This window comes from Sphingomonas pituitosa NBRC 102491 (genome assembly GCF_001598435.1).
Classification (GTDB): Bacteria; Pseudomonadota; Alphaproteobacteria; order Sphingomonadales; family Sphingomonadaceae; genus Sphingomonas; species Sphingomonas pituitosa.
The window spans coordinates 464,893-491,319 of the sequence record NZ_BCYY01000002.1; the positions used below are offsets into that span (position 1 = coordinate 464,893).

Below are 26,427 nucleotides of genomic sequence, written 5' to 3' on the forward strand. Positions count from 1 at the left end.
CCGATCCGCGCCCCGTGCGCGAACTGGGCTTGATCGACCGTCCCCGCTTCGACGCCGAGATCAGGCCAGCGCGCGAACCCGTGGTGCTGCGCGGCCTCGCCGGCGAGTGGCCGGCCGTGCGCGCGGGGCAAGAAGGCGCGGCGGCGATCGTCGCCTATTGCAAGCGCTTCAGCCATGACCGTGCGGTGAACGCGATCGTCGGCGATCCCGCGATCCAGGGCCGCTTCTTCTACAATGACGACCTGACCGGCATGAACTTCGTGCGCGGCGTCTCCCCGCTCGACCCGTTTCTGGACCGGTTGCTGCGCGAATGCGAGCGCCCCACCGGCTATGCGATGGCGGTGCAGTCCATGCCGGCGCCCGAACTGCTGCCCGGCTTCACCGCGGAAAATGCCATTGCCCTGGTCGACGACGCGGTTGTCCCGCGCCTGTGGCTGGGCAACCGGCTGCAGGTCGCGGCGCACTACGATCTGATGGAGAATGTCGGCATCGTCGTCGCCGGCCGCCGCCGCTTCACGCTGTTCCCTCCGGACCAGGTGGCGAACCTCTACATGGGCCCGCTCGAATTCACCCCGGCGGGCACGCCGACCAGCTTCGTCGACGTCACCGCACCGGATCTAGACCGGTTCCCGCGCTATGCGGAGGCGGCACGGCATGCGCAGGTGGCGGTGCTGGAACCTGGCGACGCGCTCTATATCCCCTTCCGTTGGTGGCACGCGGTGGAGTCGCTGGACGCGGTCAATCTGTTCGCCAATTATTGGTGGACCCCGCCCCAGCCGCCGATGCTCAACCCGCACGACGCACTGCTGCACGCGCTGTTCTCGCTGCGGCTGCTGCCGGAGGACCAGCGATTGGCGTGGCGGGCGATGTTCGACCATCTGGTATTCCAGGTCGATGGCGATCCCGCGGCCCACATCCCGGAGGCCGCGCGCGGCGTCCTGGGCGCGGCGACCCCGGAGAAGGTGCGCGACGCCCGCGAGGCGCTCCGCAACGCGCTGGACATGCGTCGCTAGCCCTGCCGCCCGTTGCTCTTGGCGGCGCTCAGGCGAGCGCGGACACCGCGAAGTTGCGCACCCGCAAATGGCTTGCGGTGGTGCGCAGGCCGAAATGGCCCATGCGATAGGGCGCGGGATCGCGGAAATCGAACAGCGTCCGGCCGTCGCGGACGAAGGTGATCCGCTCGCCCTCGGCCGTCATCCGCAGATGCTGCCAGGCATTGGCGACCAGCAGATCCTCCGCAGCCCGCCGGTCATTTTCCGGCAGCAGCGGCCGGTCGCCCCGTCTGCCGGTATAGCGGCGGAAGCGCGTGGTGCTGTTCGTGTTCCCGCCGAGCCCGACATAATAGGTCTCCAGCGTGTCATAGGCCTCGAACCGGCCGTCGCGCGGGCGGGCGAGCGGGTCGCCGCCCGGCGCAGCAGGATCGCGGGCCATCCAGAAGCAATTGGCGTCGCTCACCCGGTCGAACGGCCCGCCCGCGGAGACCGCCTGCAGGTCATAGTCGATCGCGATCGGACCCGTGAGCAGCGGGCGGAACCACAGGGTGAGCCCTGCCGGTGCCACGATCTCCAGCACCCCGCCCCGGGCGGTGACCGAGGCGGGTTGCTCCGCCTCGATCGCCCATTGCCCGAGCCCGTGCCGGAAATCGTCACCGGCGAGGGCACGGGCGCGGGGTTTCCCCTTCCCCGCGCCCGCACCGACCAGCGCGGCGATCCCTGCCAGAACCTCGCGGCGCGCCGGCATCACAGCTTGGCCCGCACGCCGAAATACAGCCGGCGACCATAGGTTTCGATCACGTTGCGGCGATAGATGCTGTTGGCGTTCTCGATGCGGGTAGAATCGGTCAGGTTCACGCCCTCCAGGAACAGCGACCAGTGCTTGCCGATCGCGACGCTGGCCGAGGCGTCGAACTGGCCGAACGCCTCGCCAAAGGCGGGATTGTTGCCACGGTCCACCGCCGCGATCAAATAGCGGCTGCGCCAGTTGTACGATCCGCGGATCGCGAAATGCCCGTCATCGTAGAACAGCGAGGCATTGTAGCTATCGTGCGACACGCCCGGGAAAGGCAGGGTCGCGCCGGTGAAATAGTCGCGGCCATTGTAGCCGCTGTCCTTCATGTAGGTGTAGTTGGCGGTGGCGCCGAGATTGCGCAGCAGCCCCGGCAGGAAGTCGAACGTCGCCTGCGCGCCGGCCTCGATGCCCTGGATCGTCACATGCTGGGTGCCGTTCACCGGCAGGGTGATGGTGTAGGTCTGGCCGTTGATTTCCTCCACCTGGTTCCGGTTTTCGATGAACGACTTGATGTCCTTGCGGAAGCCGGTGATCGAGACATAGGACGTGCGGCTGAGATAGAGTTCCGCGCCCAGATCATATTGCCACGCGCGATACGGCTTCAGCCCGGGATTGCCGCGCGAGCCGGTAAGGCCGACCACGTCCAGCCGCACGTTCGGGGCCATTTGCGACGGCGCCGGGCGGGCGAGCACGTCGGTGGCGGTGGCGCGCAGCACCAGCTTGCCGGGGATGACCGCCGCGCGGAGATTGGCGGAGGGCAGCAGCACCGTGTAGCTGCCGGCATAGCGTACCGGCGTGATCACGTTGTTCGCGCTCTGGCTGCCGGTGGCGACGGTTTCGGTATGGACCAGCCGCGCACCGAACACGCCGGAGAGCGGCACGCCCGGATCGGCCTTCAACGCCGCCTGCAGATAGCCGGCGATGTTCGATTCCTTCACGCGGTAGGTATCGAGCGGCGACGTCGAGCCATAGGGATTGGGCACCCCAACCGCGTCCGCCAGGTCCTGCCCCAGGCTCAGCCACTGCCGGCCGCCGTCGAAGCCCGGATCGCCGGTGGTGAAGAACTTGCCGTCGGTCAGCCCGGCATGCTGCGCCAGCAGCGTCTGGATCTGCGAACGGATCGCCGCCGTCGTCGAGGTGCTGATGATCTGCGTGCCGGTGACGCCCGATTGGGTGCGGGTGGTCTGCCCGTTCACGCCGTTCAGCGTGTAGACCGCGTTGTTGAAGGTGCTGCTCGAGATCAGGTCGCGCTTTTCGATGCCCGCCTTCAGCGCGGTCAGCAGGCCGTTCTCGTCCGGGCGATATTCGGCATCGAACTTGCCGCCGATCTCGCGTTGCCGGTTGACCCGCGGGCGCGCCTCCACGGCCAGCGTGTTGACCGGCTGGGTGCTGGTGGTGCTGAACGGCAGCAGGATGTTCGGCGCGTTCTGGCTATTGCCATAGTCGATGGTGATCCAGGGCAGCACGTCCCGGCCCGTCACGCCCGCCGTCACGTCGACCTCGTCGTTGAACACCTTCGATTTGGCATAGGTCGCCCGCGCCGCGAGCTTGACCTTGCCGACCTGCCATTCGGCGCCGGTAATCGCGTTGATCGTGTTGCGATACAGCCCGCCGATCACGCTGCGATAGTTCACGCTCATGCCCGATGGCGCGTTGAGCCCGTTGACGAAGGTCACCTTGCGCGCGGTCTCGTCGACGATCGTCACGCTGGTCGGATCGATGCCGCCATTGGCCACCGCCTGGGTGGTGCCGATCTGCAGATACTGGTCGTTCGAGGTGGTGTTGCTGCGGGTATAGGTCCCCTCGACATAGGCCTTGAAGCCGTCGTGCGGGCGCCATTCGACAATGCCGTTCAGCGCATAGCGCTGGGTCGGCTCGGTCGCGGTGATGTAGCGAGGAATGTCCGGATAGAAATCGCCGAAGCCGCTCTTGTCGAGATCGACGCAGCGCACCTGGTTCCGCCCGCTCAGGCAGTTCTGTGCCGCCGGGGTGGCGGGCTGGACGGTCTCTACCTGGCGCCAGCCGGTGGTGCGCGCCTGGTCGTAGCGGATCGTCCGCTCCTCATAGGTGCCGGAGACCAGCACGCCCAGCGTATCGTGGGCGAACAGCTTGCTGCCGATCAGCGCGAACTTGGGGTCCACCTTGCTCGCCAGCTCGTTGTAGATGCCCTGCGCGGAGCCGGCGAGATAGCCGTTCTTCGCATCGGACGGCCGGCGGGTGAGCACGCGCACCGTGCCGCCCAGGCCGCCCTCGGTCATCTCGGCGGTCGCGGACTTCACCACCTCCACGCGGGAGATGAACTCCGCCGGCAGATCGCGGAAATCGACCTGCCGATTGCTGCCGTTGCCGGTGCCGGCGGAGATGCTGGTCGACAGCGCGGTCTGGCCGTTGATCTCGACACGGTTGAGCGAGGCGTCGGCGCCGCGGATCGTGATGCTCTGCCCCTCGCCGCCGCCGCGCGTCAGCTGCACGCCGGTAACGCGCTGCAAGGCCTCGGCGACATTCTTGTCGGGGAACTTGCCGACATCCTCCGCCGAGATAGCATCGAGCACCTGCGCGGAATCGCGCTTGGCCGCCAGCGCGTCGGCGAGGCTCCGGCGAATGCCGGTGACGACGATCTCGCTGCCGGCATCCGGCGCCGACGAATTTTGTGCAGGACCGGCAGCCTTTTGCGCCAGCGCCGAACTGCTGGCCAGAAGCATCGTAAGAAACGCGGCGGTACGAACATGCGGCATCAATGCGCCCCCAATTGTCAGATTAATGGCCGGTGGGAGCGACCTAATTCCCATCTGATCACTGGGCAAAAAAGAAAAACTAAGGGGGCGTCGCGGGAAATCGGAGGTGCAAGCCAGGCGCCTTCGCCGAGAGCGACACGAGCTGGCCTTAACATCGTATAATGTATTTGACGGAATGATGCTTCTTATGGTGCATAGGCGCGACTCAAAAAATGGGGTGTGCGGGCTATGCGTAATTTTCGTGCGATTCGGGCTGGGGCGGCACTCGGGGCCGTGGCAGTGGCGCTGCTCTCTACGAGCGCCAACGCGCAGCAGGCGAACACCGGCGGCGCGACGGCGGATGCGGAGGCATCGGCCGAGATCACCGTCACGGGCACCCGCATCCGCCGCCCCGATCTGGAGAGCAACAGCCCGCTCACCAGCGTCGGCGAGCAGGAAGTCCGCTACCAGGGCGCCGTGAACGCCGAGATGATGCTCGCGCGGCTTCCCCAGTTCACCGCCGACGCCAATGAGAACGTCTCCAACGGATCGGACGGGTCGGCGCAGATCAACCTGCGCAACCTCGGCTCGAACCGCGTGCTGACGCTGATCAACGGCCAGCGCATCCTTTCCTCGCAGGCGACCGACATCAACTTCGTGCCGACCGCGCTGATCGAGCGGGTGGACGTGGTGACCGGCGGCGCGTCCGCCGTCTATGGTTCCGATGCGATGTCGGGCGTGGTCAACTTCATCCTGCGCGACCATCTGGACGGCCTCCGCCTCGACGCGCAGACCAGCTTCGCCCAGCACACCAACGACAATGCCTATGTCCGCGGCCTGGTCTCCGCCAGGGGCTACCAGCTGGCGCCGCGCAACGTGTTCGACGGCGGCAAGCAGGACGTGAATGGTGCGTTCGGCAAGAATTTCGCCGACGGCCGCGGCAACGTCACCGTCTATGGCGGCTACCGCCATACCGCGCCGGTGCTGCAGGCGACGCGGGACTATTCCTCCTGCGCGCTCAACGCCTCGGGCCCGAGCGCGCTGGTCTGCGGCGGATCGAGCAACACCACCTACGGCACCTTCGCGCCGCTCGAGGGGCCGAGCAAGGACCTGGGCTCTCTCACCAACGCGCGGGACGGCTCGAAAAGCTGGGTGCTCTACGACGACAGCTACGCCTATAACTATTCGCCGACCAACTATCTCCAGCGTGCGGACGAGCGCTACACCGGCGGCGGCAGCGCCTCGTTCGAGATCGCGCCGGTGGCCAAGCTCTACGGCAGCTTCATGTGGATGAAGGATCATACCTTCTCGCAGGTCGCGCCCTCGGCGCTGTTCCTCGGCACCACCTTCACCCTGCCCTGCAACAATCCGCTGATGAGCGCAGGCCAGCAGGCGGCGCTCTGCGGACCCACCGCCGGCACCGCTGCCACGATCGACACGCTGATCGGCTATCGCCTGAACGGTGCCTATTCGCGCCGCGACGATCTTCGCCACCAGGACTATCGCTACAATGGCGGCGTGAAGGGCGATCTCGGCCACGGCTTCAGCTACGATGTCGGCTATCTCTACGCGCTGTCGCGCTACAACGAGACCTACCTGAACAATGTCGACAACGTGAAGGCGCAGCGCGCGCTGGACGTGGTGTCGGTGGGCGGCGTGCCGACCTGCCGCTCGAAGATCGACGGCACCGATCCCGCCTGCGTGCCGATCGACATCTTCCGCGCCGACGGCATCACCACCGATCAGGCGCAGTATCTGTTCAGCCCGTCGAACACCGCCGGGCGCAATACGCTGGAGGTCTTCTCCGGCTCGATCAGCGGCGATCTCGGCACCTTCGGCATCCAGAGCCCCTGGGCGACGCGCGGCGCGGGGCTGGCGGTCGGCGTCGAGCGGCGGCGCGAGACGCTCAACTTCACCGCCGACGAGGTGGCGAAGCAGGGCGGCAGCGCCGACATTGACGGCTCGATCACCGTCAACGAAGCCTATGGCGAGCTCGAATTGCCGCTGATCGCGAACGTGCCCTTCATCCACGACCTGACGGTGAACGGCGGCCTTCGCTATTCCTCCTACACCAACCGCCAGGGATCGACGGGCACCGACTCCCGCTACAAGGCGTGGACCTACAAGGGCGAACTCACCTGGTCGCCGATCGACGGCGCCCGTTTGCGGGCCAGCTACAATCACGCGATCCGTGCCCCGAACATCAGCGAACTGTTCGGCGCCCGTGGCATCGGCAACGTCTCGCTCAGCGATCCTTGCGCCGGCGCCGCGCCGAAAGCGTCGCTGTCCGCATGCAAGCTTACCGGTGTGAGCGATGCGCAATATGGCCACATCATCCAGTGCCCGGCCGAAACCTGCTCGCAGTCCTTTGGCGGCAATCCGGCGGTGAAGCCCGAGGTGGGCGACACCTACACCTTCGGTGTGGTGCTGACCCCGAAGCAGCTGCCGGGCTTCTCGCTTTCGGTCGATTATTACCACATCAAGGTGAAGGGCTATATCAGCTCGCTCGACCCGTCGCTGGTGGTCAGCCAGTGCCAAACCACGGGCAATCCCTATTATTGCGGACTGTTCCGCCGCGATCCGCGCTCGGGTGCGCTTTTCGGCACCAACGGCTATGTCGTCGGCAGCACGCTCAACACCGGTTATCTGCTGACCTCGGGCATCGACGTCGCGGCAGCCTATGCGACGCGGATCGGCCGCCTTGGCAAGCTCGATGCCAATGTCGTCGGCACCTGGCTGGAGCAGCAGGTGAAGGAGCCGCTGCCGGGCCTCGGCAGCTACGACTGCAAGGGCTATTTTGGCTATAGCTGCGGCCAGCCCAATCCCAACTGGCGCCATGTCGCGCGGCTGACCTGGTCCGTGCCGGGCGACAAGGCGACGCTGTCGCTCGCCTGGCGGCACTTCGCGGCCACGCGCCTGTCTACCTCCTCGTCCAACGAGTTCCTCAAGGACGCCGGCCCGATCAGCATCATCAACGCGCGGATCCCGGCCTATGACTATTTCGACCTCGCGACGACGGTGACGGTTGCCAAGCAGCTGCAGTTCCGCGCCGGCATCAACAACCTGACCGACAAGTCGCCGCCGGCGATCGCCTCGGGCGTGCTCGCCAGCTTCGGCAACGGCAACACCTATCCGGGCGTGTACGATCCGATGGGCCGCACGATGTTCTTCGGCGCGACGCTCACCTTCTGAGGCCGATTGCCGCTTGCCCCGGGGCCGGCCGCGCAAGCGCCGGCCCCACCCCTTTTGAAATCCGGAGCTTCGCATGCGTTTGTCCCTTCTCGCCGCGCTGCTGGCGACGGCGGTGTCGCCGCTCGTCCTGGGTGCCGCCCCGCTGCCCGTGCAGACGGCGGCGCCGACCGTGCCGGACCGGCTCGCCATGTTCTTCCCCGACGCGCCGGACTATCCCGGCATCCGCCTGCTGACCTTCCAGCGCGCCGCGGACGGCAGCCTCAGCGGCAGCCTGACGAGTGACTGGTACGGCACCATCGCGATGCAGAACCCGGTCGTGCAGGGGAACCGGATCGCGTTCGATACACGTAACCTCAACGACAAGGATCGCCCCACGCGGCACTGGACAGTGACGGTCTCCGCCGATGGCCGCGCCTTGCTCGACGGCGGCGTCTGGCATGCCGACCTGCACCAGCAGGGCCGCCCCGCGACCGCGGCGGAGCTGGCCGCCCATCGCTTCGTTCCGGTCGCGCTGCCGCCGATGGGCAGCCTCGCGCCCGACGGACTGGCGAAGACGCCGCCGATGGGGTGGAGCAGCTGGAACAAGTTCGCCGAGAAGATCGACGACCAGACGGTGCGGGCGATCGCCGACGCGATGGTGTCTACCGGACTGCGCGACGCCGGCTATCGCTATGTCAACATCGACGATGGCTGGCAGGGCTCGCGCGGCCCCGACGGGCGGCTGCGCCCCAATGCCAAGTTCCCGGACATGAAGGCGCTGGCCGACTATGTCCACGCGCGCGGCCTGAAGCTCGGCATCTATTCCTCGCCTGGGCCCCGCACCTGCGCCGGCTATGAAGGCAGCTACGGCCATGTCCGCCAGGACGCGCAGACCTTCGCGGAATGGGGCGTCGACTATCTCAAATATGATCTCTGCTCGGGCGAATGGTTCTATGCGGATGCCGATACGGTGACGCGCAGCTATTACGAAATGGGCGCCGCGTTGCGCGAGACCGGCCGGCCCATCCTCTATTCGCTGTGCGAATATGGCCGGTTCGACGTGGGCAGCTGGGGGCGCCGGGTCGGCGGCCATCTGTGGCGGACGACCGGCGACATCACCGACGATTACCCGACCATGGCGAAGATCGGTTTCGATCATAACGGCAAGCCGGGCGACGCCGGCCCCGGCGGCTGGAACGATCCGGACATGCTGGAGATCGGCAATGGCGGCATGGGCGAGGACGCCTATCGCACGCACCTCACCTTGTGGGCGATGTCCGCCGCGCCGCTGATGATGGGGCACGACGTACGCCAGACCAGCCCCGCGGCACTGGCGATGCTGCGCAACCGCGCGCTGATCGCGCTCGATCAGGACCCGCGCGGCGTGCAGGGCGCCGCGATCCGGCGCGAGGGCGGCCGCGAGGTGTGGCGCAAGCCGCTCGCCGACGGATCGGTGGCGCTGGCGCTGTTCAACCGCGGCGACACACCGGCCGTGATCGCCTACGGCCCTGCCGATGCGGGGTGGCAGCGCTTCGGCGCGGTGCGCGACCTGTGGACCGGCAAGCCCGTTGCGGCGGACCAGCGCCAGGCCACCGTCCGGGCGCAGGGTGTGGTGCTGCTGAAGCTGCGCGGGCGCTGAGGCCTTATGCGCAGCGCCCCGTGCCTGCCGGAACGGGCGGGCTCGGCGGCGGCACGACCGGCCTGGACGACAGCACTTCCCATTCCTCGATGCCGAAGGCGGCATAGCTCTTGCCGTCGGTCGAGGCGTCGAGCACCAGTCGGAGACACCGGGTGGTGACAGGCTGGAAGCGCAGCGCGACGGGCGCGTCGGTGCTTGCGGCAGGTGCGGCCGAAGTCGCGAGCCGGCGCCAGTGCCCGCCGTCCCCCACTTCCAGATGCCAGCCGCGTGGCGGGGCAACGCCCTCGCCCGAACCGGCCGGGCGGTCACCCCAGAACTTCACGCGCACGCCGCTGATCGTGACCGGCTGGTCCCAGCGATATTGCACCCAGCCCTGCGCCACGTCCCCGCGCCCGTTCCAGCTTCCCCACATGTCGGGCGGGAGTGGTGCTGGATAGACCACGCCGTCGTTCAGCGCCGCCAGCCGATATTGCAGCGGAATCGGCACGTTGAACGCGGTGGGGTGCGCGATGCGGGCCACGTTGGGCGTGGGCGTGCGGTTCGCCGGCGCCCGGGTCTGCACCACCTTGCGGATCGCGGCCGGCGAGACGCTGTCGTCCCATTCCACCCGATCGATGGCGACGCTGCGGCGGAAATGGCCGCCCAGCTTCGCGTCGGCAGTGTGATAGGCCATGTACCACTGGCCCTTGAACGGCACCATGCCCTGGTGGGACGTGGTCGAGGAAACGGGATCGAGGATCACCCCGCGATAGGTCCAGGGGCCGAGCGGCGTCGGCGCGGTGCCATAGGCCTGGCAGGCATGGTAGACCGCCTGGGTGCAGGGCGATTGCGGCCCGGCATGGTTGGCCGCATAGACCATGTACCAGGTGCCCTTCCGCTCGAAGAGCCACGGCGCCTCGAAGAAGCCGGTAAGCGTCGTCACCGTTACGGGCGCCCCGACCGTCTTCATGTCCGCCCCCAGCCGCGCGCCGCGCAGCTGGCCGAAGGTGCCCCAGTAAATATACGCCGCGCCGTCCGGGCCCAGCGCCACCGTCGGGTCGATGTTCTGGATGTTGTTTTCCACCGGCAGGCGCTGCGACAGGATCGGCCCTTCCGGATGCCAGTCGCGCCAGGGCCCGAGCGGGCTGTCGGCAACGGCGACGCCGATGCCCATGCAGTCGCGGTCCTTGCAGTCGCGCTGCTCGACCGGGGCATAGAGGTAGAAGCGCTTGTCGGCGCCCTGCACCATCTGCGCGGCCCAGGCGGCGCTGTCGCTCGCCCAGGCGAAGAGCTGGTCGGGGCGCAGGAAATGGGGATGGAGCGTCCAGTTGCCGGACGCGGGATCCTTGCTCGTCAGCAGCGCCCATTCGTGCATCACGAAGCCCGCTTCGTCACGCCGCGCCTCGTCGCGTCCGGTGACGATGTAGAAGGTGTCTCCCACCGCCAGCGGCGCGGGATCGGCGGAATAGAGGCTGCCGTCCGCCACGATCGGGTTCGCCGTCGCGTGCACGGCGAGCGGCGCCGCCGGGCCCTGCTGCGCCTTCGCGGCCGGGACGGAAAGGGCGGCGGCGGCGAGCAGCCAGGCTTTGGTCGAGAAACGCAGCATCATCTATCCTGAACGGAAAAGCCCCGGGGAACGGCAGGGCCGCGCCCCGGGCAGTCGTGGGTCTCAGAAGCGGACGCGCGTGCTGAGCTGGACGGTGCGCGCCTGTTCGCGCACGCCGACAGGCAGCGACTGGAACGCGCCGAAATAGGAATAGGTGTTGTTCTTGAGCAGGTTCGTCGCCTCCAGGCTGAACGTGACGAACTTGAACGGCGTGACGTTCACCGCCGCGTCCAGCCGCGACGTCGCCTTGTTGTAGACCGAATAGCCCGGGTCGACATAGTTGATGTTGGTCTTGAAGCTCGACCGGTAGTTGTAGGCAACGCGGGCGCTGAGCACCGGCGTGTCGTAGATCAGCGCGACGTTGCCGGTATATTTGGACGTAAAGGGCGGCTGGAATACGCCGGGCACGTTCGGCACCTGGTCGTCCGGATAGAGGTGCAACTGGCCGACCGGGATGTAGGTCGCGTTGGCATTGATGCCGAAATGCTTGGCGATGCCGGGCAGGAAGTCGAAGAAGACGTTCACCTGGCCTTCGAGGCCGAAGATCTTGCCCGGGCCTGCGTTCCGCGGCTTTTCCACCGGATGAACGCTCCCGAGTTCCGGCACCAGTTCCGGGCTGCGAGTAGAATAGATAAACCCGGTCTGGTTCTTGAGGAAGGTGCCAAGGGAAACCATGCCGCTCTTCCCGAAATAATATTCGAGCGAGGCATCGTAATTGTTTTCCTGGACCGCCTTCAGGTCCGGGTTGCCAGCATAGACCGTTCCGGTCGGATTGGCCACCGCGTCGCGCAGTTCCTTGAAGTTGCGCATCGCGAAGAATTCCGGGCGCTGCACATTGTGGGTATAGGACAGGCGCAGCTGCAGCTTGCTGGAGAAGTGCAGGATCGCCGTGGCGCTGGGCAGCAGGTCCACATAGTTCGCCTTGCTCGGCACCTGCGTCATCACCAGCGTGAAGCTGGGATCGATCTTGCCGTTCGGGCCGAGCAGCCAGTTATACTGGGTGCTGGCCGCCTGGCCCCAGGTGTTGACATAGCGCAGGCCAAGCGCGCCATCGACCGGGAAGCCGACGTCGAAACCGTAATTGGCCTCGCCATAGGCCGCGAAGGTCCGCTCGGTCTCGGCAAAGCCCTGACCCGGATCATTGCCGCCGGGCGTGGCGCTGGTCCAGTCGCGGCCCTGCAGATCTGCGCCGCTGGTCAGCAGATACTGGCGCACCGCGCTGAACCGGTCGAAATATTGCGCGTTGTCGAAATGGTTCCAGGTCGGGATCTGCCCCGCACCGCGCGTGTCCGGGCGGGTCGTCGCCAGGCCGATTCCGAGCGCCGAGCTGACGGACTGGAGCGTCGGCGCGTTCGCGACGTTGAAATAGAAGGCGTCCCGATAACCATAGATGAAGTTCATCGTCCGCTTGGTGAAGCGCGTACCGAAGCGGAAGGTGCGCAGCAGCCCGGTGGTGCTGGCCTCCACGGTGAAATCGAGCTTGCCGGCGAAGAACGTGTCATGGTTGTCGCCGTTCTGGTCGTGGACCTGGAACAGCTTGTAGTTGGCGGCATTGGCGATATCCACGCCGGGGTAGCTCACGAACGGCCCGCCGCCGGGAACGTTGGGCGAATTGAAGTCCACGTTCACCGCCGTCGCGCCGCTCAGCCGATATTGCTGCTGCACGAAATAGTTGGTGGAATCGCTCCAGTTATACTGCGCGCCGAAATCGATGCGGACATGCCCGCCATTCCAGTGCGTCTCGAAATTGGCGTTATAGGTATCGCTGTCGCGCTTGGTGTAGATCGATAGCGGCCCGCCGTTCACGCCGTTCGGGTTGTTGGACGTCAGCGAGCGGATGGTGCCGTCACTGTTGGTCACGACGTTGGAATAGGTGCCGCCGCCGTCGTTGGTGACGATCTTCAGATAATCCTGGTTCGCCGTCTCGCGCGCGCCGAGATAGGCGCCCTCCAGCACGAAATCGAGCTTGTCGCTGGCCCGCCACTGCCAGGCGGCGTTGAGCGAGGGGCGCTTGATCGCGCCGGACTCCACGCCATAGGTGATCGCATAGGGCACGATCGTGCCCTGCAGCGCCGCGGGCAGGCTGCGCCCCGCCGTGGTATCGGCAGGCACCGCGTAGGGCGATTCCGCGGCGATGAAGTTCTCGTTGTAGGTGTTGCGCGTGTAGGAGCCGTTGAGCAGCAGCCCCATCTCGCCGATCGGCGTCTCGAAGCGCTTGCCCACCAGCACGCTGGCATAGGGGCTCTTGGTGTTGCCCAGATCGGAGAAGGTCTCGCGGAAGCTGCCGGCCAGCGTCCAGCCCTTGCGAAGATCGAGGGGGCGTCGCAGCTCGACGTTCACCGTGCCGGCGATGCCGCCCTCGGGCTGGTCGGCGCTGCGGGTCTTGTAGACTTCCACCGATTTGAGCAGCTCGGCCGGGATGTCCGACAGGCTCAGCGCGCGCGAGCCGGCCGAACCGGCCTCCGTACCGTTGATCGTGGTCTGCACGTCGCCCAGGCCGCGGATGGTGACGCTGGAGCCCTCGCCGTGCACCCGGTCGATCTGCACCCCGGGCACGCGCGCCAGCGCTTCGGGCACATTGTTGTCGGGCAGCTTGCCGACATCCTCTGCGACCACCGAGTCCACGATCTGCTTGGCCTTGCGCTTCCGGTTCCGCGCATCGGTGATGCTGCCGCGGACGCCGGTGATGACGACCTGGTCGTCCTTCTTCGGCTCGGCGTTTTCCTCCGGCGCGGCCCGATCCTGCGCGAACGCAGGGGCTGCAGAGGCGACCAACGGCATCGCCAGAACCAACGCCAAACCACTAGTCCGACAGTAAAGCCCGCACTTGCGCATCTTGATCGCCCCCTGAAGCGGCCTCAGGTCCATTCCCCCGGCCCTGGGACATTCTTATATCGTATACGGTATGTGTAGCAAGTTTGTAATGCTCCGGCAAAAGCGAGCGCATGTTGGTTGCGCACGATCGCCAGCAGACTGTCGCCAAGTTGCAACACCCACGCGACCCGTCGCGGGGCGCGTTGCTGCGAATGCGAAAACGGCAAGGGCAGTAGTTCTGCCCTTGCCGTCCCTGCCTTGCCTATATCTGGCACGCCTGCCGTTCATTCCTCGTCGGGATAGGGGCCCTTGCCGCCTTCGCGGATGAACTGGTCGGTGCGCTGGTCGATCACCGTCAGCGGCACCGACCCGAGTTGGAGCATCGCATCGTGCCATGCGCGGATGTTGAACTTCGGCCCCAGCGCCTTCTCGGCACGTGCGCGGGCGTCCAGGAACGCCAGTTCGCCCATATAGTAGCTCAGCGCCTGGCCCGGCCAGGCGATGTACCGATCCACCTCGGTCTCGATCTCGTGATTGCTGAGCGCGGTATTGTCGCGGAGGAAGGCCTGCGCCTGCTCGCGGGTCCAGCCCATGGCGTGGATCCCGGTATCCACCACCAGCCGCGCGGCGCGCCACATCTGGTAGCTGAGCATGCCGAACTGGTCGTACGGCGTCTCGTACATGCCCATCTCGACGCCCAGCTTCTCCGAGTAGAGCGCCCAGCCCTCGCCATAGGCCGAGAGATAGGTGTCGCGCCGGAACGGCGGCAGGTCCTTGTTCTCGTTCGCCAGCGGCATCTGGAAGGCGTGGCCCGGCGCGCTTTCGTGCAGGGTCAGCGCGGTCAGCTGGTAGAAGGGCCGTGACTTCAGGTCATAGGTGTTGACCAGATAGACGCCGGGGCCGCCGCGTCCGCCGGTATAGAAGGGGGCGAGATCGTCCGGCACCGGCACAATGGCGAAGCGGCGGCGCGGCAGGCGGCCGAAATACTGCCCTGCCTTGCCATCGAACTGCTTGGCGGCCCAGGCGGCATGGTACAGCAGCTCCTGCGGCGTCCTGGCGTAAAATTGCGGATCGGTGCGCAGGAAGTTGAGAAAGGCCGGCAGGTCGCCATCGAACTTCGCCGCGGCCTTCACCTGCAGCATTTCCGCGCGGATCTTCGCCACCTCGCGCACGCCCACGGCGTGGACCTGCTCGGCGGTCATGTCGCGCGTCACATATTCGCGGATCTTCGACTGGTAATAGGCCCTGCCGTCGGGCAGCTCGATCGCCGCCAGCGCGGTGCGCGCGCCGGGGATATAGTCCTTGCGCAGGAAGTCGAGCAGCTTGCGGTGCGCCGGGACGACCGCCTCGCGGATCGCCGCCGCTCCCTCGCGGCGCAGCTCCGCCTGCACGGCGGCGGGGATGGCGCCGGGAAACTTCTTGAACGGCGTGTAGAACAGGTTCTCCTCGAGCGGGGCCTCCACCACTTGCGCCACGCCGATGTCGCGGCCGGTGAGCGTCACGCTGGGCGGCGTGAACCCGCGCGCGAGGCCGGCGCGCATATTGGCGATGTTCTGGTCGAAATAGCGCGGCAGGTCCCGCAGCGTCCTGATATAGGCGCGGTACTGGTCCTCGCGGACAAAGGCGTCGCGTGCCGACCCGGCGACGTCGCTCCAGAAGCTGCTGTCGGAATTGAGCGGCTTTTCATAGTCGCGAAAGCGCTGTTCGGCGAGCAACGCATCGATCTGCCCCTTGTAGACCAGATAGTCGATCCGCCCCTTGGGGCTGAGCTTCGCCGGATCGATCGCCGCCAGCTGGCGCGACACCGCCGTCCAGCGCGCCAGCCGCGCCGCCTGCGCCGCCGGGCCGACATCGGGCAGCCCGCCCTGCGCGGCGGGGCTGTCCTCGCCCGGCCCCTGCTGGGTGGTGCGCCACTTGTACTCCACATCGATGATCGCCTTGAGCTTCGCGTCGGCGCTGACCGGGCGGGCCGGCTTCGGCGCGGGCGAAGCGGCGGTGGCGAGCAGGGCGGCGGAGAGGAGAAGGATCGGTTTCATGCGGTAAGGCTCGCTTCCAGCGCCAGGATATCGGCATAGAGGGGTTCGGGGATGCGCACGCCTTCGGCAAGGCTGCGCGCGCGGGCGGCATAGCGACGCGACGAGGGCAGCCGCGCGCCCTGCGCCTCGATGGCCGAGAACATCGATTCCGCGCGGACGAGATGCTCGGCAACGGCATCGCCCAGGAAACCGGCGGGGTCTATCGCGACGATCAGCTCGCCACCGAGCGGGGAGGCCCCTGCCCCGCCATCCGCAGCGATCGATTCGACGCTGGTCAGGTCGCCGATCAGCGGCCCGGCGACCAGCTCCACCATCGCCGCCAGTGCCGATCCCTTGTGTCCGCCAAAGGTGCGCATCGCGCCGTCGAGGATCGCGGCCGGATCGGTGGTCGGCTGCCCTTCGGCATCGATGCCCCAGTCCTCGGGCACGGCACGGCCGGCGCGGCGGTGCAGCTCGATTTCGCCGCGCGCGACCATGCTGGTGGCGAAATCGAAGACGAAGGGCGGGTTCGGGGCGGCCCGTGGCCAGCCGAACGCGATCGGGTTGGTGCCGAACACCGGCCGGGTGCCGCCGGCGGGCGCCACCCAGGCATGGCTGGGGGTGAAGGCCAGCGCGACCAGTCCCTCGGCGGCCAGCGCCTCCACCTCGGGCCAAAGCGCCGCGAAGTGGACGACATGGTTCAGCGCCAGCGCGGCGATGCCACAGGCGCGTGCCTTGGCGACCAGCACTGGCTTGCCCGTTTCGAAGGCAAGCTGCGCAAATCCGCCGCCGCCGTCCACCCTGGCCAGCGCCCGGGCGGGCTCGGTGAGTACCGGCACGGCGTCGCGCACTACCTTGCCCTTGGCGATCGTGTTGGCGGCGACCAGCAGCCGGTAGATGCCGTGCGACGCACACCCGCCGCGCTCGCCCGCCACCATCGTCTCGGCGACGGCGTCGGCATGGTCGCCCGCGAGCCCGGCCGCGCGCAGCACCCGCCGGGCGAGCGAACGCACTTCGTCCAGCGTCAGCGCGACGCCCTGCTGCCCGTCCCCTTCGCTCACGACTTGGCGGTGAACAGCACGACGCCGAACACCGGCCCGGCGGTGTTGCGGTCATGCGGCACGAAGCGGACGCGGACGCTCTTCTTGCCCTTGGTCAGCGCCTCGGGCAGCGGATATTCCACGTCGAAGAACTTGCCCGGGCGATCGCTTTCGCTGAGATGCTGGGTCGCGACCTTCACCCCGTCGACCAGGATGTCGAAGTCCCGGTCGCGCTCGCCGCCCCAATAGCTTGCCTGCAGCACCAGCGGCCCCTCGCGCGTCTTGAGCGCGAAGTCGAACCAGCCGCCCGACCGCGCGTCCCGTCCCTGCCGCCCGCGATAGGATACGGGATAGGAGATCGCCGATTGCAGGTCGTGATCACGCTCGGGCTGCATCTCGCCCAGGTGCATCACGTCCACCGAGCGCGCGGCGACGTCCTTCAACCGCGCCTGTTCGGCGAGGAACGTCGCCTCCTCGGTCTTCCACTGGGCTTCGCTGAACCGCTTGAAATAGACGGCGCTGCGCCGCTCATATTGCCGGTAGAAGGGCACGAAGCGCATGTCGCCGGGGCGCACCACGCCCCTGGTCGCGTAGACCGCCGGTTCCGCGGTCGGCGCGAAGGCGGCGAGCAGGTCCTGCCCGACCAGTGCCGGGTCGGCGCCGTTCCACGGCTCTGGCGCGTTCGGCCCCATGTCGGCGGCCAGCACCATCGGGCCGCGCAGCACCGCGACCACGCTGTCGTCTCCCGGCGTCGGCTCCAGCCGCAGCGCCAACGGCAGCGTGATCGCCACGGCGTCGCCGGCCTTCCAGCTGCGCGTGACGATCGCATAGCCGCGGTCGAAGGTCGCCCCCGCCGGCTTGCCGTTCACCGTCACGATCGCCTTGCCCGTCGCCCACCCCGGCACGCGCAGCGCCAGCGGGAAGCGGCCTGGCTTGGCGAGGCTCGCCAGCGTCAGCGTCGCCGTGCCTTCGAGCGGATAGGCGGTGTCGAGCACCAGCTTGGCGCCGCGCGCCTTCCAGGCGATCTCCGCCGGGATGTAGAGGTTGACCAGGAACGCACCCTCGCCTTCCCAGAACGCCGCCTCGCCATGCTTGGCATGGCTTTCCATGCCCGATCCGACGCAGCACCAGAAGGCGTCGTCTTCCGTGGTGGAGAAACCGCGTTCGGCGCCGCTCATCAGCGGCGTCATGTAGGTGAAGCCGCCGGTCTTCGGGTTCTGCTGGGCCATCACGTGATTGAGGTGCGCGCGCTCATAATAGTCGAACAGCGCGCCGTCCGGCTGCCAGGCGAACAGGTGGCTGGTCAGCTTGAGCATGTTGTAGGTGTTGCAATGCTCGCACGTCTGGTCGGTGATGTGCTGGGCGATGCTGTCCGGCGCGGCGAAATACTCGCGGTCCGCATTGCCGCCGATGACGAAGCTGTGGTGCTGCGTCACCCGCTCCCAGAAGAAGCGCGCCGCAGTGGCGTCGGCGGGGTCGCCGGTCAGTTCATGGATACGCGCCAGGCCGATCAGCTTCGGCACCTGGGTGTTGGCGTGGAAATTGGCGAGCTTGTCCTCGCGCGCCTTCAAGGGATCGAGCACGCGATTGTCGTACAGCCGCTTGGCGACCACCATCCAGCGTGCATCGCGGGTGCGGGCATAGAGCTCCGCATAGCTTTCGTTGAGGCCGCCGTATTCGCAGCCGAGCATCTGCTGCATCTGCGCATCGTCGAGCGCGGCGAACACCTTCTCGAAATAGGCGCCGAGGCCCAGCGTCACCTGCAGCGCCTGGGCGTTGCCCCAGCCGGCATGGACGTCGAGCAGCCCCGCGAACAGCTTGTGCACGGTGTAGAGCGGTGACCAGGAGCCATTGAGATCGAACCCGCCAGACTTGATCTCGCCCCGCATGATCTCCGGGAAGATCGCCTCGCCGTCGAGGATCTTGCCGTCCGCGCCCTTCCGCCCCAGCGCGCCGACATAGCCGGTACCGCGCTTCGCCTGCGCCTCGGCCAGTTCCGCGACGATATAGTCGGCCCGGCGGCGCATTTCGGCATCGCCGGTCTGCTGCCAGGTCAGCACCAGCCCCGACAGATAGTGGCCAAGCGTGTGTCCCGCGATCGTATCGCTCTCCCACCCGCCATACAGCGCGCCCTTGGGCGCCAGCCCGGCATATTTGCGGAAATTGTGGAGGAGACGATCCGGATCGAGACGAAGCAGGTAGCGATGGTTGACCTGCACCGCCGTCGCATAATCCGAGGGGCGCAGCCGGATCGCAGTGAGCGGCAGCGGCTCCGGCTTTCGCGGCAGCGCGCCTGCATCCGCCGCGTGCGCAAAGGTCGGTGCGGTGCCTGCAGCCAACAATGCGCTGCCGGCGCTGGCCAGAATTTCCCGACGTGTACGACGCATGGCGTTCCCCTCAAACAATCGTATACGATCTACGAAGCTCCTGCCGGTGGGTCAAGCGACCAATGGCAGTTCCCCGGTCATTATATACCGTATAATATCCTTGACGCTCCGCATCGTGCATGGTCTATCGACCCGGCAAGGGGGATTGCACATGCTTGTATCGTACCGGACCGGCAGCACCATAGGGCGCTTGCGAAAAGCGCGTGCCGCACGCTTCGGCATAGCGGTCGCTGCGCTGGCACTGGCGGCGCCGTTCGCCGCAACCGCGCAGACGGGCGGGTCGTCGGCCACCGTCGAAGCCCGCTATGCGCTGGCGGATCGGTATCTTGGCGATGGGCTGGCGAAGCTGATCGTCGATCGTAACCTTCGTGCCACCTTCACTACCGACGGCGCGGGCATTCTCTATCGCCACGGCCGCGACGGCGAGCGGACGGTGGCCTATTACGATACCGCCACTGCCCAGTCCCGCCCGATCGCGCAGGAAGCCGCCATCGCGGCGGCGCTTTCCGGGGTGACGGGCAAGCCGCTCAAGCCGGCCGCGCTGCCGATCGAGGATCCGAAGATCGAAGGCGCGGCGCTCTCCTTCAGCGCGTTCGGCAAGCGCTGGACCTGGTCGGCGGACGGCAGCCTCTCCGCAGCGGACAAAGGCGCGGCAGACGGCGAGGAAGCCCTGTCGCCGGACGGCCGCTTCCGCATCGTCGCGCGCGACTTCAATCTCTACGCGGTGGAGGTGCGCACCGGCCGCGAAGTGGCGCTCACCGAAGACGGCACCCGCGACCAGCCTTATGGCCGCGGCATTCCCCAGCTCGCCGACATCCTGGCGCAGGGGACCGAGGACCCGACCATGCCGGTCTCGATCCGCTGGTCGCCGGACAGCAAGCGCATCCTCACCTGGCGGCTGGACACGCGCGACGTGATCCGGCTGGGCATCGTCCAGGCGACGCCGCCGGGCAGCATCTATCCGCGCACCTTCCGCTACGTCTATCCGCTCGCCGGCGCGGAGAAGCTGCCCCAGGCGACGCGCTATGTCGTCGATGTCGAGGAGGCGCTGCGCCGCCGCAAGGCGCGCCCGGTGAAGCTCGACATCCCGAGCGAATCCATCCTCTACCCGGCCGATCCGGACATGAACTGGGTGGACGGCAAGGTCCGCGCGCAGTGGACCGAGCGGGGCTACAAGCAGCTCGCGGTCTACCAGGCCGATCCGGAGACCGGCGCCGCGACCGTGGTGGCACGCGAGGCGCTGACGCCCAACGTCTCCGTCGTCTCCAGCTTCCTGCGCCCCGCCCCCGAGCTGGGCGGCGAGCTGGTCGTGTCGGAGCGCAGCGGCTGGGCGCAGCTCTTCCTGGTTCGCCCCGACGCACCCGAAGGCGGAATCCCGCTGACGCGTGGCGAATGGGAAGTCATCGGCATCCAGCATGTCGATGCCGCGGCAGGCGCGATCCTGATCGATGGCGTCGGCCGGGAGAAGGATCGCAACCCCTATTACACCGCGCTCTACCGGGTCGGCACCCACGGCGAACAGCCGGTGCTGCTGACGCCCGAGCCGGTGAATCACGACGTCCAGGTCTCGCCCGACGGCAAGATCTTCCTCGATGCCATGTCGACGCCCGCCCAGCCGACCCGCACGGTCGTCCGCAGCGCCGTTGACGGACGCATCCTGGCGGAACTGGGCCGCGCAGACCCGAGCGCGCTGCTCGCCAGCGGCTATCGCATGCCGGAGCCGTTCCAGGGCGTGGCGGCGGACGGCAGGACGCCGATCTACGGCATGATCTATCGGCCCGCGTCGTTCGACCCGAACCGCCGCTATCCGGTGATCGACAATGTCTATACCGGCCCCACCACCACCCAGGTTCCGGAAAGCTGGAACGCCACGGTCGGTTCGGCCGGTTCCAGCGTAGCGCAGCTCGGCGCGATCGTGGTGATGATCGACGGGCGCGGCACCTCCCGCCGGGGCCGCGACTTCCGCATGCACGCCTACCAGAATCTGGGCGAAGTCGGGCTGGACGATCACATCGCGCTGATCCGCCAGATGGCCGAGCGCTACCCGCAGTTCGACCTTTCCCGCGTCGGCGTGTTCGGCGGCTCGGCGGGGGGATATGATACCGCCCGCTTCGTGATCCGTCGCCCCGGCTTCTTCAAGGTGGGCGTTGCCTCCTCGGGCAACCATGACCTTCGGCTGGACAAGGCCTGGTGGCCCGAAGTGACCATGGGTCCGGCGAGCCCCAACGACTGGGCACGCAACTCGAACATGGTCGCCGCGCCCAATCTCGGCGCCAAGCTGCTGCTGATCCATGGCGACATCGACGACAATGTGCCGATCACCGAAAGCTTCCAGCTCGCCACGGCGCTGATCTGGGCCGGCCGCGACGTCGACATGGTGGTGCTGCCCAACACGACGCATGCGGTCTACCAGCCCTTCTTCTGGCGCAAGTTCCGCGACTATTTCGTCCGCAATCTGCTCGGCGAGGCTCCGCCCGCCGACGTCAACTTCGACACGCCCGCCTGGCACGAAGAGCTGCCGGTGCTGCGCCCCGAACAATGAGGTCCCCGATGCGTCCTGCCCGCCTGCTCCTTGCCGCCGCCGCGCTCGGCGGGGTCAGCGCCCTTCCCTTGGCCGCACCGCTGGTCGCGCAGGAACAGCCTGCGGCCAAGCCGGTCTATCCGCCAATCCGCACCACGCCGGTGCGCGTCGGCGCCTTCCTGCTCGCCCTGCGCAGCGATACCGGTACGCTCGCCCGCCTGTCGCCCGCCGCGGATCCGGCGTTCGACTTCGTGCCCGGCGGCCGCGAGGCGGAGCGGCAGGGCGACGGCTATAACCATGTCGGCGACCTCAACCTGCGGCTGCGCACCGGAGGCGGCACCTGGCGCGACTTCGCCTCCGCCCGCACCCGCAGGCCGATCCGGTCCCTGCCGCTGAGCCCCGGCGTGTTCGCCGCAGCGGACATCACCGCGAGCATGGGCGACGGCTTGCCGCTGCGCGTCGAGCGGCGCTGGGTCGATGCCGCCGGCGTGCCGGTGCTGCGCTTCCGGCTGGTCAACACGTCGAGCGCGCCGGTCGAGATCGGCGGGCTGGGCATGCCGATGGTGTTCGACAACATCATCCAGGATCGCACCCTGGAGACGGCGCATGCCGAGGCCAGCTTCGTCGATCCCTATATCGGCCGCGACGCCGGCTATCTCCAGGTCACCCGGCTGAACGGCAAGGGCCCGGCCCTGCTGGTGCTGCCCGACGGCAAGACGCCGCTGGAGAATTACGCGCCGCTGAAGAACCCGCGCGAACCGCTGGCGATCTTCACCGACAAGAGCCAGCGCAGCCAGGTCTCGGAAGGCTTTTACGACTGGACGGTCGCTTCCAAGGGCTTTGTCGAGCAGGAATGGCGCAAGGCGGGCGAGCAGTGGAACCCCGCCACCAGTTTCACCCTCGCCCCCGGCGAGGCCCGCACGATCGGCGTTCGGCTGGTGCAGGCGCCATCGATCCGCGGCATCCAGTCCGCGCTCGTCGCGCAGGGGCGGCCGGTGGCGCTGGGCGTGCCCGGCTATGTCGTGCCGAGCGACCTCGATGCCTCGCTCTTCCTGAAATATGGGCAGCCCGTCGCCAAGGTGGACGTCGCCCCCGCGGGCGCGTTGACGGTGACGGCAGCGGGCGTGGTGAACGGCTGGCGGCGCTATGCGGTGCGCGGCACCGGCTGGGGACGCGCCCGCCTCACCCTCACCTATGCCGACGGCACGACGCAGACGATCCAGTATTTCGTCACCAAGCCGCTGGAGCAGGTAATGGCCGATCTCGGCCGCTTCACGACCACCCGGCAATGGTATGATGATCCCAAGGATCCATTCGGCCGGTCGCCCGCCATCCTCAGCTATGACCGCGAGGCGGGCAAGATCCTGACCCAGGAGCCGCGCGTGTGGATCGCGGGCATGAGCGACGAAGGCGGCGCCGGCGGCTGGATCGCCGCGATCATGAAGCAGCTCGACAATCCCGATCCCGCCGAAGTGGAGCGGCTGGAGACGCTGGTCGACAAGACGATCTTCGGCACGCTGCAGGTCGCGAAGGGCGAGCATATCGGCGCGGTGAAGAAAAGCCTGTTCTACTATGATCCGGAAGGCCTGCCCAGCTATTACGACGCGGACAGCAACTGGAAGAGCTGGACCAGCTGGTCGAAGAAGGACGCGGGCGATCTCGGCCGCTCGTTCAACTATCCGCACGTCGCGCTGGGCTACTGGACGCTGTACCGGCTGGCGCGCAACCATCCGGGGCTCGTCACGCATCACGACTGGCGCTGGTATCTCGACCATGCGCGGCTGACGATCGTCGCGATGATGCGCGATGCGCCCTACTATACCCAGTTCGGCCAGATGGAGGGCGAGGTCTTCGTCGACATCCTGGCGGACCTGAAGCGCGAGGGCATCACCGACGGCGCCGCCCAGATCGAAGCGCTGATGAAGAGCCGCGCCGATCACTGGCACAGCCTGCCCTACCCTTTCGGGAGCGAGATGGCGTGGGACTCGACCGGCCAGCCCGAAGTCTATTCGTGGCTGCGCTATTTCGGCCATGGCAAGCAGGCGGCGCAGACCGTGGAGGTGATCCTCGGCTATGATCCGCTGATCCCGCACTGGGGCTATAACGGCAATGCCCGGCGCTACTGGGACTTCCTCTATGGCGGCAAGTACCCCCGCATCGAGCGGCAGATCCATCATTACGGCTCCACCAACAACGCCCTGCCGCTGTTCGAGGCGTTCCGCGCCGATCCCGGCGACCTCCACCTGCTGCGCGTCGCCTATGGCGGGCTGATGGGCGGCATCACCAATATCGACCGTGACGGATTCGGATCGGCCGCCTTCCACAGCTGGCCGGACCGGATGGAGTGGGATCCCTATACCGGCGACTATGGCTCGGGCTATTTCGCCCATGCCTATGGCGCGGCGACCTATCTGGTGAAGGACCCGAGCTTCGGCTGGCTGGGCTATGGCGGCAATGTGCGGGTCGCGCCGGACGCGGTGACCATAGCGCCGAAGGACGGCGCACGAAGCCGCCTGTTCGTCGCCCCGGCGGGTCTTTGGATCACGCTGGAGGCCGGCAAGATCGCCTCTGCGCGCTATGCCCCCGCGACGGGCGCGGTGACGCTGGCCCTGGATCCCCGCAGCGCCATGACGCCGCAGGCACGCATCAGGCTGGAGAAGACCACCGCCGGGCGCCCCTATCGAGTCGATGGCGGGACCTCCGAGCGCGGTGCGACGACCGTGCCGCTCGAAGGAGGCACGGTCACCGTCCGCTTGCTGCCGGCGTGACGGCCGGGGGCGGTCCCCGCCGGAGAGCGACCTGCATTCGCCTGGAGGCCGAGGCGCCAATCGGCCGAAGGTGTTTGATTGCCGCACTTCCGAGCCGTCGACCGTGAACGGCCAACTTGAAAATGCTTTAGGCCAGCCGCAGCAGCCGCATCACCATCGCCCTGACGCGGCCGTAATTGCCATCGCGCAACGGTCCGAGAATGCCGTGCTGCTCAGGCTCGAGAAATGCGAGGGGATGGCCGTCGGGGCGAAACACATAGTGATCGAACCACGCGCTCCAGGCTGCGCGCTCCGCCGCGGGCCGTTCGGCGATGGCGATCATCGCCAGCAGCATCGCCGTATAGGGCTGGTCGGGCCCGGCGGCGAAGCCGTCCCACCAGAAGTTCACCAGCATGTTGACGCTGCCGGTCGCCTCCACCTGGTGCCACCAGAGCTTCGGAATGTAGATCGCGTCGCCCGGTTCCAGTTCGGCAACCAGCGCTCGGTGCCGGGCATGATCGAACCGCGGGTATCGGTCGTCCGGCGCCCCGCTTGCCGCCGCGAGGCTGACAGGCTGGCCTGCGATGGTGTGATCGATCGGGCCGACATAAAGATCATGGATGGCGTCGGGAGGATAGAGCGTGAACCGCCTCTTTCCCGCCACGACGCAGGCGACATTGTCCATGGTGTCATAGTGACAGGCGATCGAGGATTCATGGCCGATCCAGAAGCGCGGACGCACCGTCGGCGGCAGGAACGCCAGTGTCGTAAGGCGCTCGATGCCGGGCAGGTACGTCTCGGACGTCAGCGAGCCCATGTAGAGCGTGTCGCGGCCCGGCACGCCTGCGGTGTCGAGAATGGATCGCAGGGCTTCGCGGAACGGCATTGCCCGATGCGCGAAGTTGAACGCCCGCACATCGGCATCGGCATGACCATAGCGCCCTGCGATTTCGGGCTTTCCCACGAAAAGATCGGCGTCCTTGCCCACGTCGAAGGCGAGGATCTGTTCGGCCGTCGCCACGATGTCCGCGCATGCGACGATCGGCCAATGTCCGGCTGCCCCGCGCAACACCACAGGCTCGCAGCGCGTCATCACCGCGGCCTGGAACACGGCCGGGTCGCGTAGCGCGGTCGCGTCCAGGACTTCGGGGATCGGATTCACCCCAGGGCCCCTGCCAGCCGATCATTGTACCGACGGGCCAAGCGGCGAACATGCGCGATGGAGGAGGACTGGGCATAGGCAAGCTGCAGATCGCCTTGCCTGAACAGGTCGAGCACGGCGTCGTCGGGCAGCGCCTGCAGCCGGTCCAGGCTCACGGTGTAGAGGCCGTCCAGCTGGATGTAACTTCCGTCATCAAAGTTCAGATGGATGTCGACCGGTTCCAACAGCCTCCGATCCATAAGTCTTTTGATTGCGGCATCGGTCTCGGGCAGGCCTGCACGCAGCGTCCCAAGCGCATGCTGGATTCGCCGCAGCGCCGCGCTCGGTGCGCCCTCCCCGTCGAACAGGAGGTCTCCCACAGGGCCCGCAAAGACCGGGTGGCTCGGGTCGATGACGATTCCCTCGTCGACGAGGTAGAAGCCCTGCCGCTCCAGATCAGCCGGCCGATACCCGGTCAGCCGCCCGTTTTCGCCGCTCAAACTCTCGTTCGGCTTGAGACCCAGCACCACCCCCGCATAGAAGGATCCCGTTTCCGGGTGCTTGGTGAAGAAGATCGGGAACTCGTGCGCGGCGGAGACGAACTCGGAAATCACAATCTGCGCGAAATGCCGCCCAGCATCAGGCGCTTGCGATACACGGAGCTCCGCATGCTGCTCGAAACTCAAGCTCTCCCACTGTTGCACCGCCGTCCCCTCCGTCGAACCATTCTCGTGTTTCTGGCAACGTGATGCACTGCCCGACCGATGCGGCCAAGGGAGATATTTGCTCCGACTTATAAACTTGCATCCCCTCGCGGCTTTGATATGTTACCGCTAACTAGCCAGGGTGTTCGGAGGGTAACTCC

At 67.3% G+C, this 26,427-nt stretch carries 14 protein-coding genes; 5 read left to right on the forward strand and 9 right to left on the reverse strand.

Annotation, left to right across the window (positions count from 1 at the left end):
- The first annotated feature begins 29 nt into the window (after nt 1-29).
- Complete coding sequence (locus SPI01S_RS04605) at nt 30-1,013, forward strand: cupin-like domain-containing protein (RefSeq protein ID WP_245653468.1); 984 nt, start codon at nt 30-32, stop codon at nt 1,011-1,013.
- A gap of 28 nt (nt 1,014-1,041) precedes the next feature.
- Here SPI01S_RS04605 and SPI01S_RS04610 read toward each other — a convergent pair whose 3' ends face one another.
- Nucleotides 1,042-1,740, reverse strand: coding sequence for a DUF6250 domain-containing protein (locus tag SPI01S_RS04610; protein WP_066718762.1), 699 nt, complete (start codon nt 1,738-1,740; stop codon nt 1,042-1,044).
- On the reverse strand, nt 1,740-4,523 hold the full coding sequence (locus SPI01S_RS04615) for a TonB-dependent receptor (RefSeq protein ID WP_084253249.1): 2,784 nt from the start codon (nt 4,521-4,523) through the stop codon (nt 1,740-1,742). Before SPI01S_RS04615 ends, SPI01S_RS04610 begins: the two co-directional genes overlap by 1 nt.
- A 228-nt stretch (nt 4,524-4,751) precedes the next feature.
- Here SPI01S_RS04615 and SPI01S_RS04620 point away from each other — a divergent pair, with 228 nt between their 5' ends.
- Both SPI01S_RS04620 and SPI01S_RS04625 read left to right on the forward strand, forming a co-directional pair.
- Complete coding sequence (locus SPI01S_RS04620) at nt 4,752-7,694, forward strand: TonB-dependent receptor domain-containing protein (RefSeq protein ID WP_066718770.1); 2,943 nt, start codon at nt 4,752-4,754, stop codon at nt 7,692-7,694.
- Between the two features lie 73 nt (nt 7,695-7,767).
- Entirely contained in the window at nt 7,768-9,312 is a 1,545-nt protein-coding gene (locus SPI01S_RS04625) for a glycoside hydrolase family 27 protein (RefSeq protein WP_066718772.1), read from the forward strand.
- Nucleotides 9,313-9,316: 4 nt separating this feature from the next.
- On the opposite strand, the gene SPI01S_RS04630 is transcribed toward SPI01S_RS04625, so the two are convergent.
- From SPI01S_RS04630 to SPI01S_RS04650, 5 genes are all read right to left on the reverse strand, one after another.
- Nucleotides 9,317-10,897 (reverse strand): family 43 glycosylhydrolase, encoded by a 1,581-nt coding sequence (locus SPI01S_RS04630; RefSeq protein WP_157084554.1) that lies wholly within the window; start codon nt 10,895-10,897, stop codon nt 9,317-9,319.
- A 63-nt stretch (nt 10,898-10,960) separates the two neighbouring features.
- The gene (locus SPI01S_RS04635; RefSeq protein ID WP_169804457.1) at nt 10,961-13,678 is read right to left on the reverse strand and encodes a TonB-dependent receptor; all 2,718 of its coding nucleotides are present in this window, start codon (nt 13,676-13,678) and stop codon (nt 10,961-10,963) included.
- Nucleotides 13,679-13,995: 317 nt separating this feature from the next.
- Entirely contained in the window at nt 13,996-15,747 is a 1,752-nt protein-coding gene (locus tag SPI01S_RS04640) for a DUF885 domain-containing protein (protein ID WP_066718781.1), read from the reverse strand.
- Entirely contained in the window at nt 15,744-16,787 is a 1,044-nt protein-coding gene (locus SPI01S_RS04645) for an Ldh family oxidoreductase (protein WP_066718784.1), read from the reverse strand. The genes SPI01S_RS04640 and SPI01S_RS04645 overlap by 4 nt, the downstream gene beginning before the upstream one ends.
- A complete protein-coding gene (locus SPI01S_RS04650) occupies nt 16,784-19,153 on the reverse strand; it encodes a glycoside hydrolase family 127 protein (RefSeq protein ID WP_066718787.1) in 2,370 nt (789 codons plus the stop codon). The genes SPI01S_RS04645 and SPI01S_RS04650 overlap by 4 nt, the downstream gene beginning before the upstream one ends.
- Nucleotides 19,154-19,304: 151 nt before the next feature.
- Between SPI01S_RS04650 and SPI01S_RS04655 the strand changes: the two genes are divergently transcribed.
- Together SPI01S_RS04655 and SPI01S_RS04660 are read left to right on the forward strand one after the other, a co-directional pair.
- Complete coding sequence (locus SPI01S_RS04655; RefSeq protein ID WP_066718791.1) at nt 19,305-21,695, forward strand: S9 family peptidase; 2,391 nt, start codon at nt 19,305-19,307, stop codon at nt 21,693-21,695.
- Nucleotides 21,696-21,703: 8 nt separating this feature from the next.
- Nucleotides 21,704-24,442, forward strand: a complete 2,739-nt coding sequence (locus SPI01S_RS04660) for a DUF5695 domain-containing protein (RefSeq protein WP_066718794.1) — start codon at nt 21,704-21,706, stop codon at nt 24,440-24,442.
- A gap of 127 nt (nt 24,443-24,569) precedes the next feature.
- On the opposite strand, the gene SPI01S_RS04665 is transcribed toward SPI01S_RS04660, so the two are convergent.
- A complete protein-coding gene (locus SPI01S_RS04665) occupies nt 24,570-25,583 on the reverse strand; it encodes a cupin-like domain-containing protein (RefSeq protein ID WP_066718797.1) in 1,014 nt (337 codons plus the stop codon).
- On the reverse strand, nt 25,580-26,266 hold the full coding sequence (locus SPI01S_RS04670; RefSeq protein ID WP_066718799.1) for a SapC family protein: 687 nt from the start codon (nt 26,264-26,266) through the stop codon (nt 25,580-25,582). Before SPI01S_RS04670 ends, SPI01S_RS04665 begins: the two co-directional genes overlap by 4 nt.
- Nucleotides 26,267-26,427 lie beyond the last annotated feature (161 nt).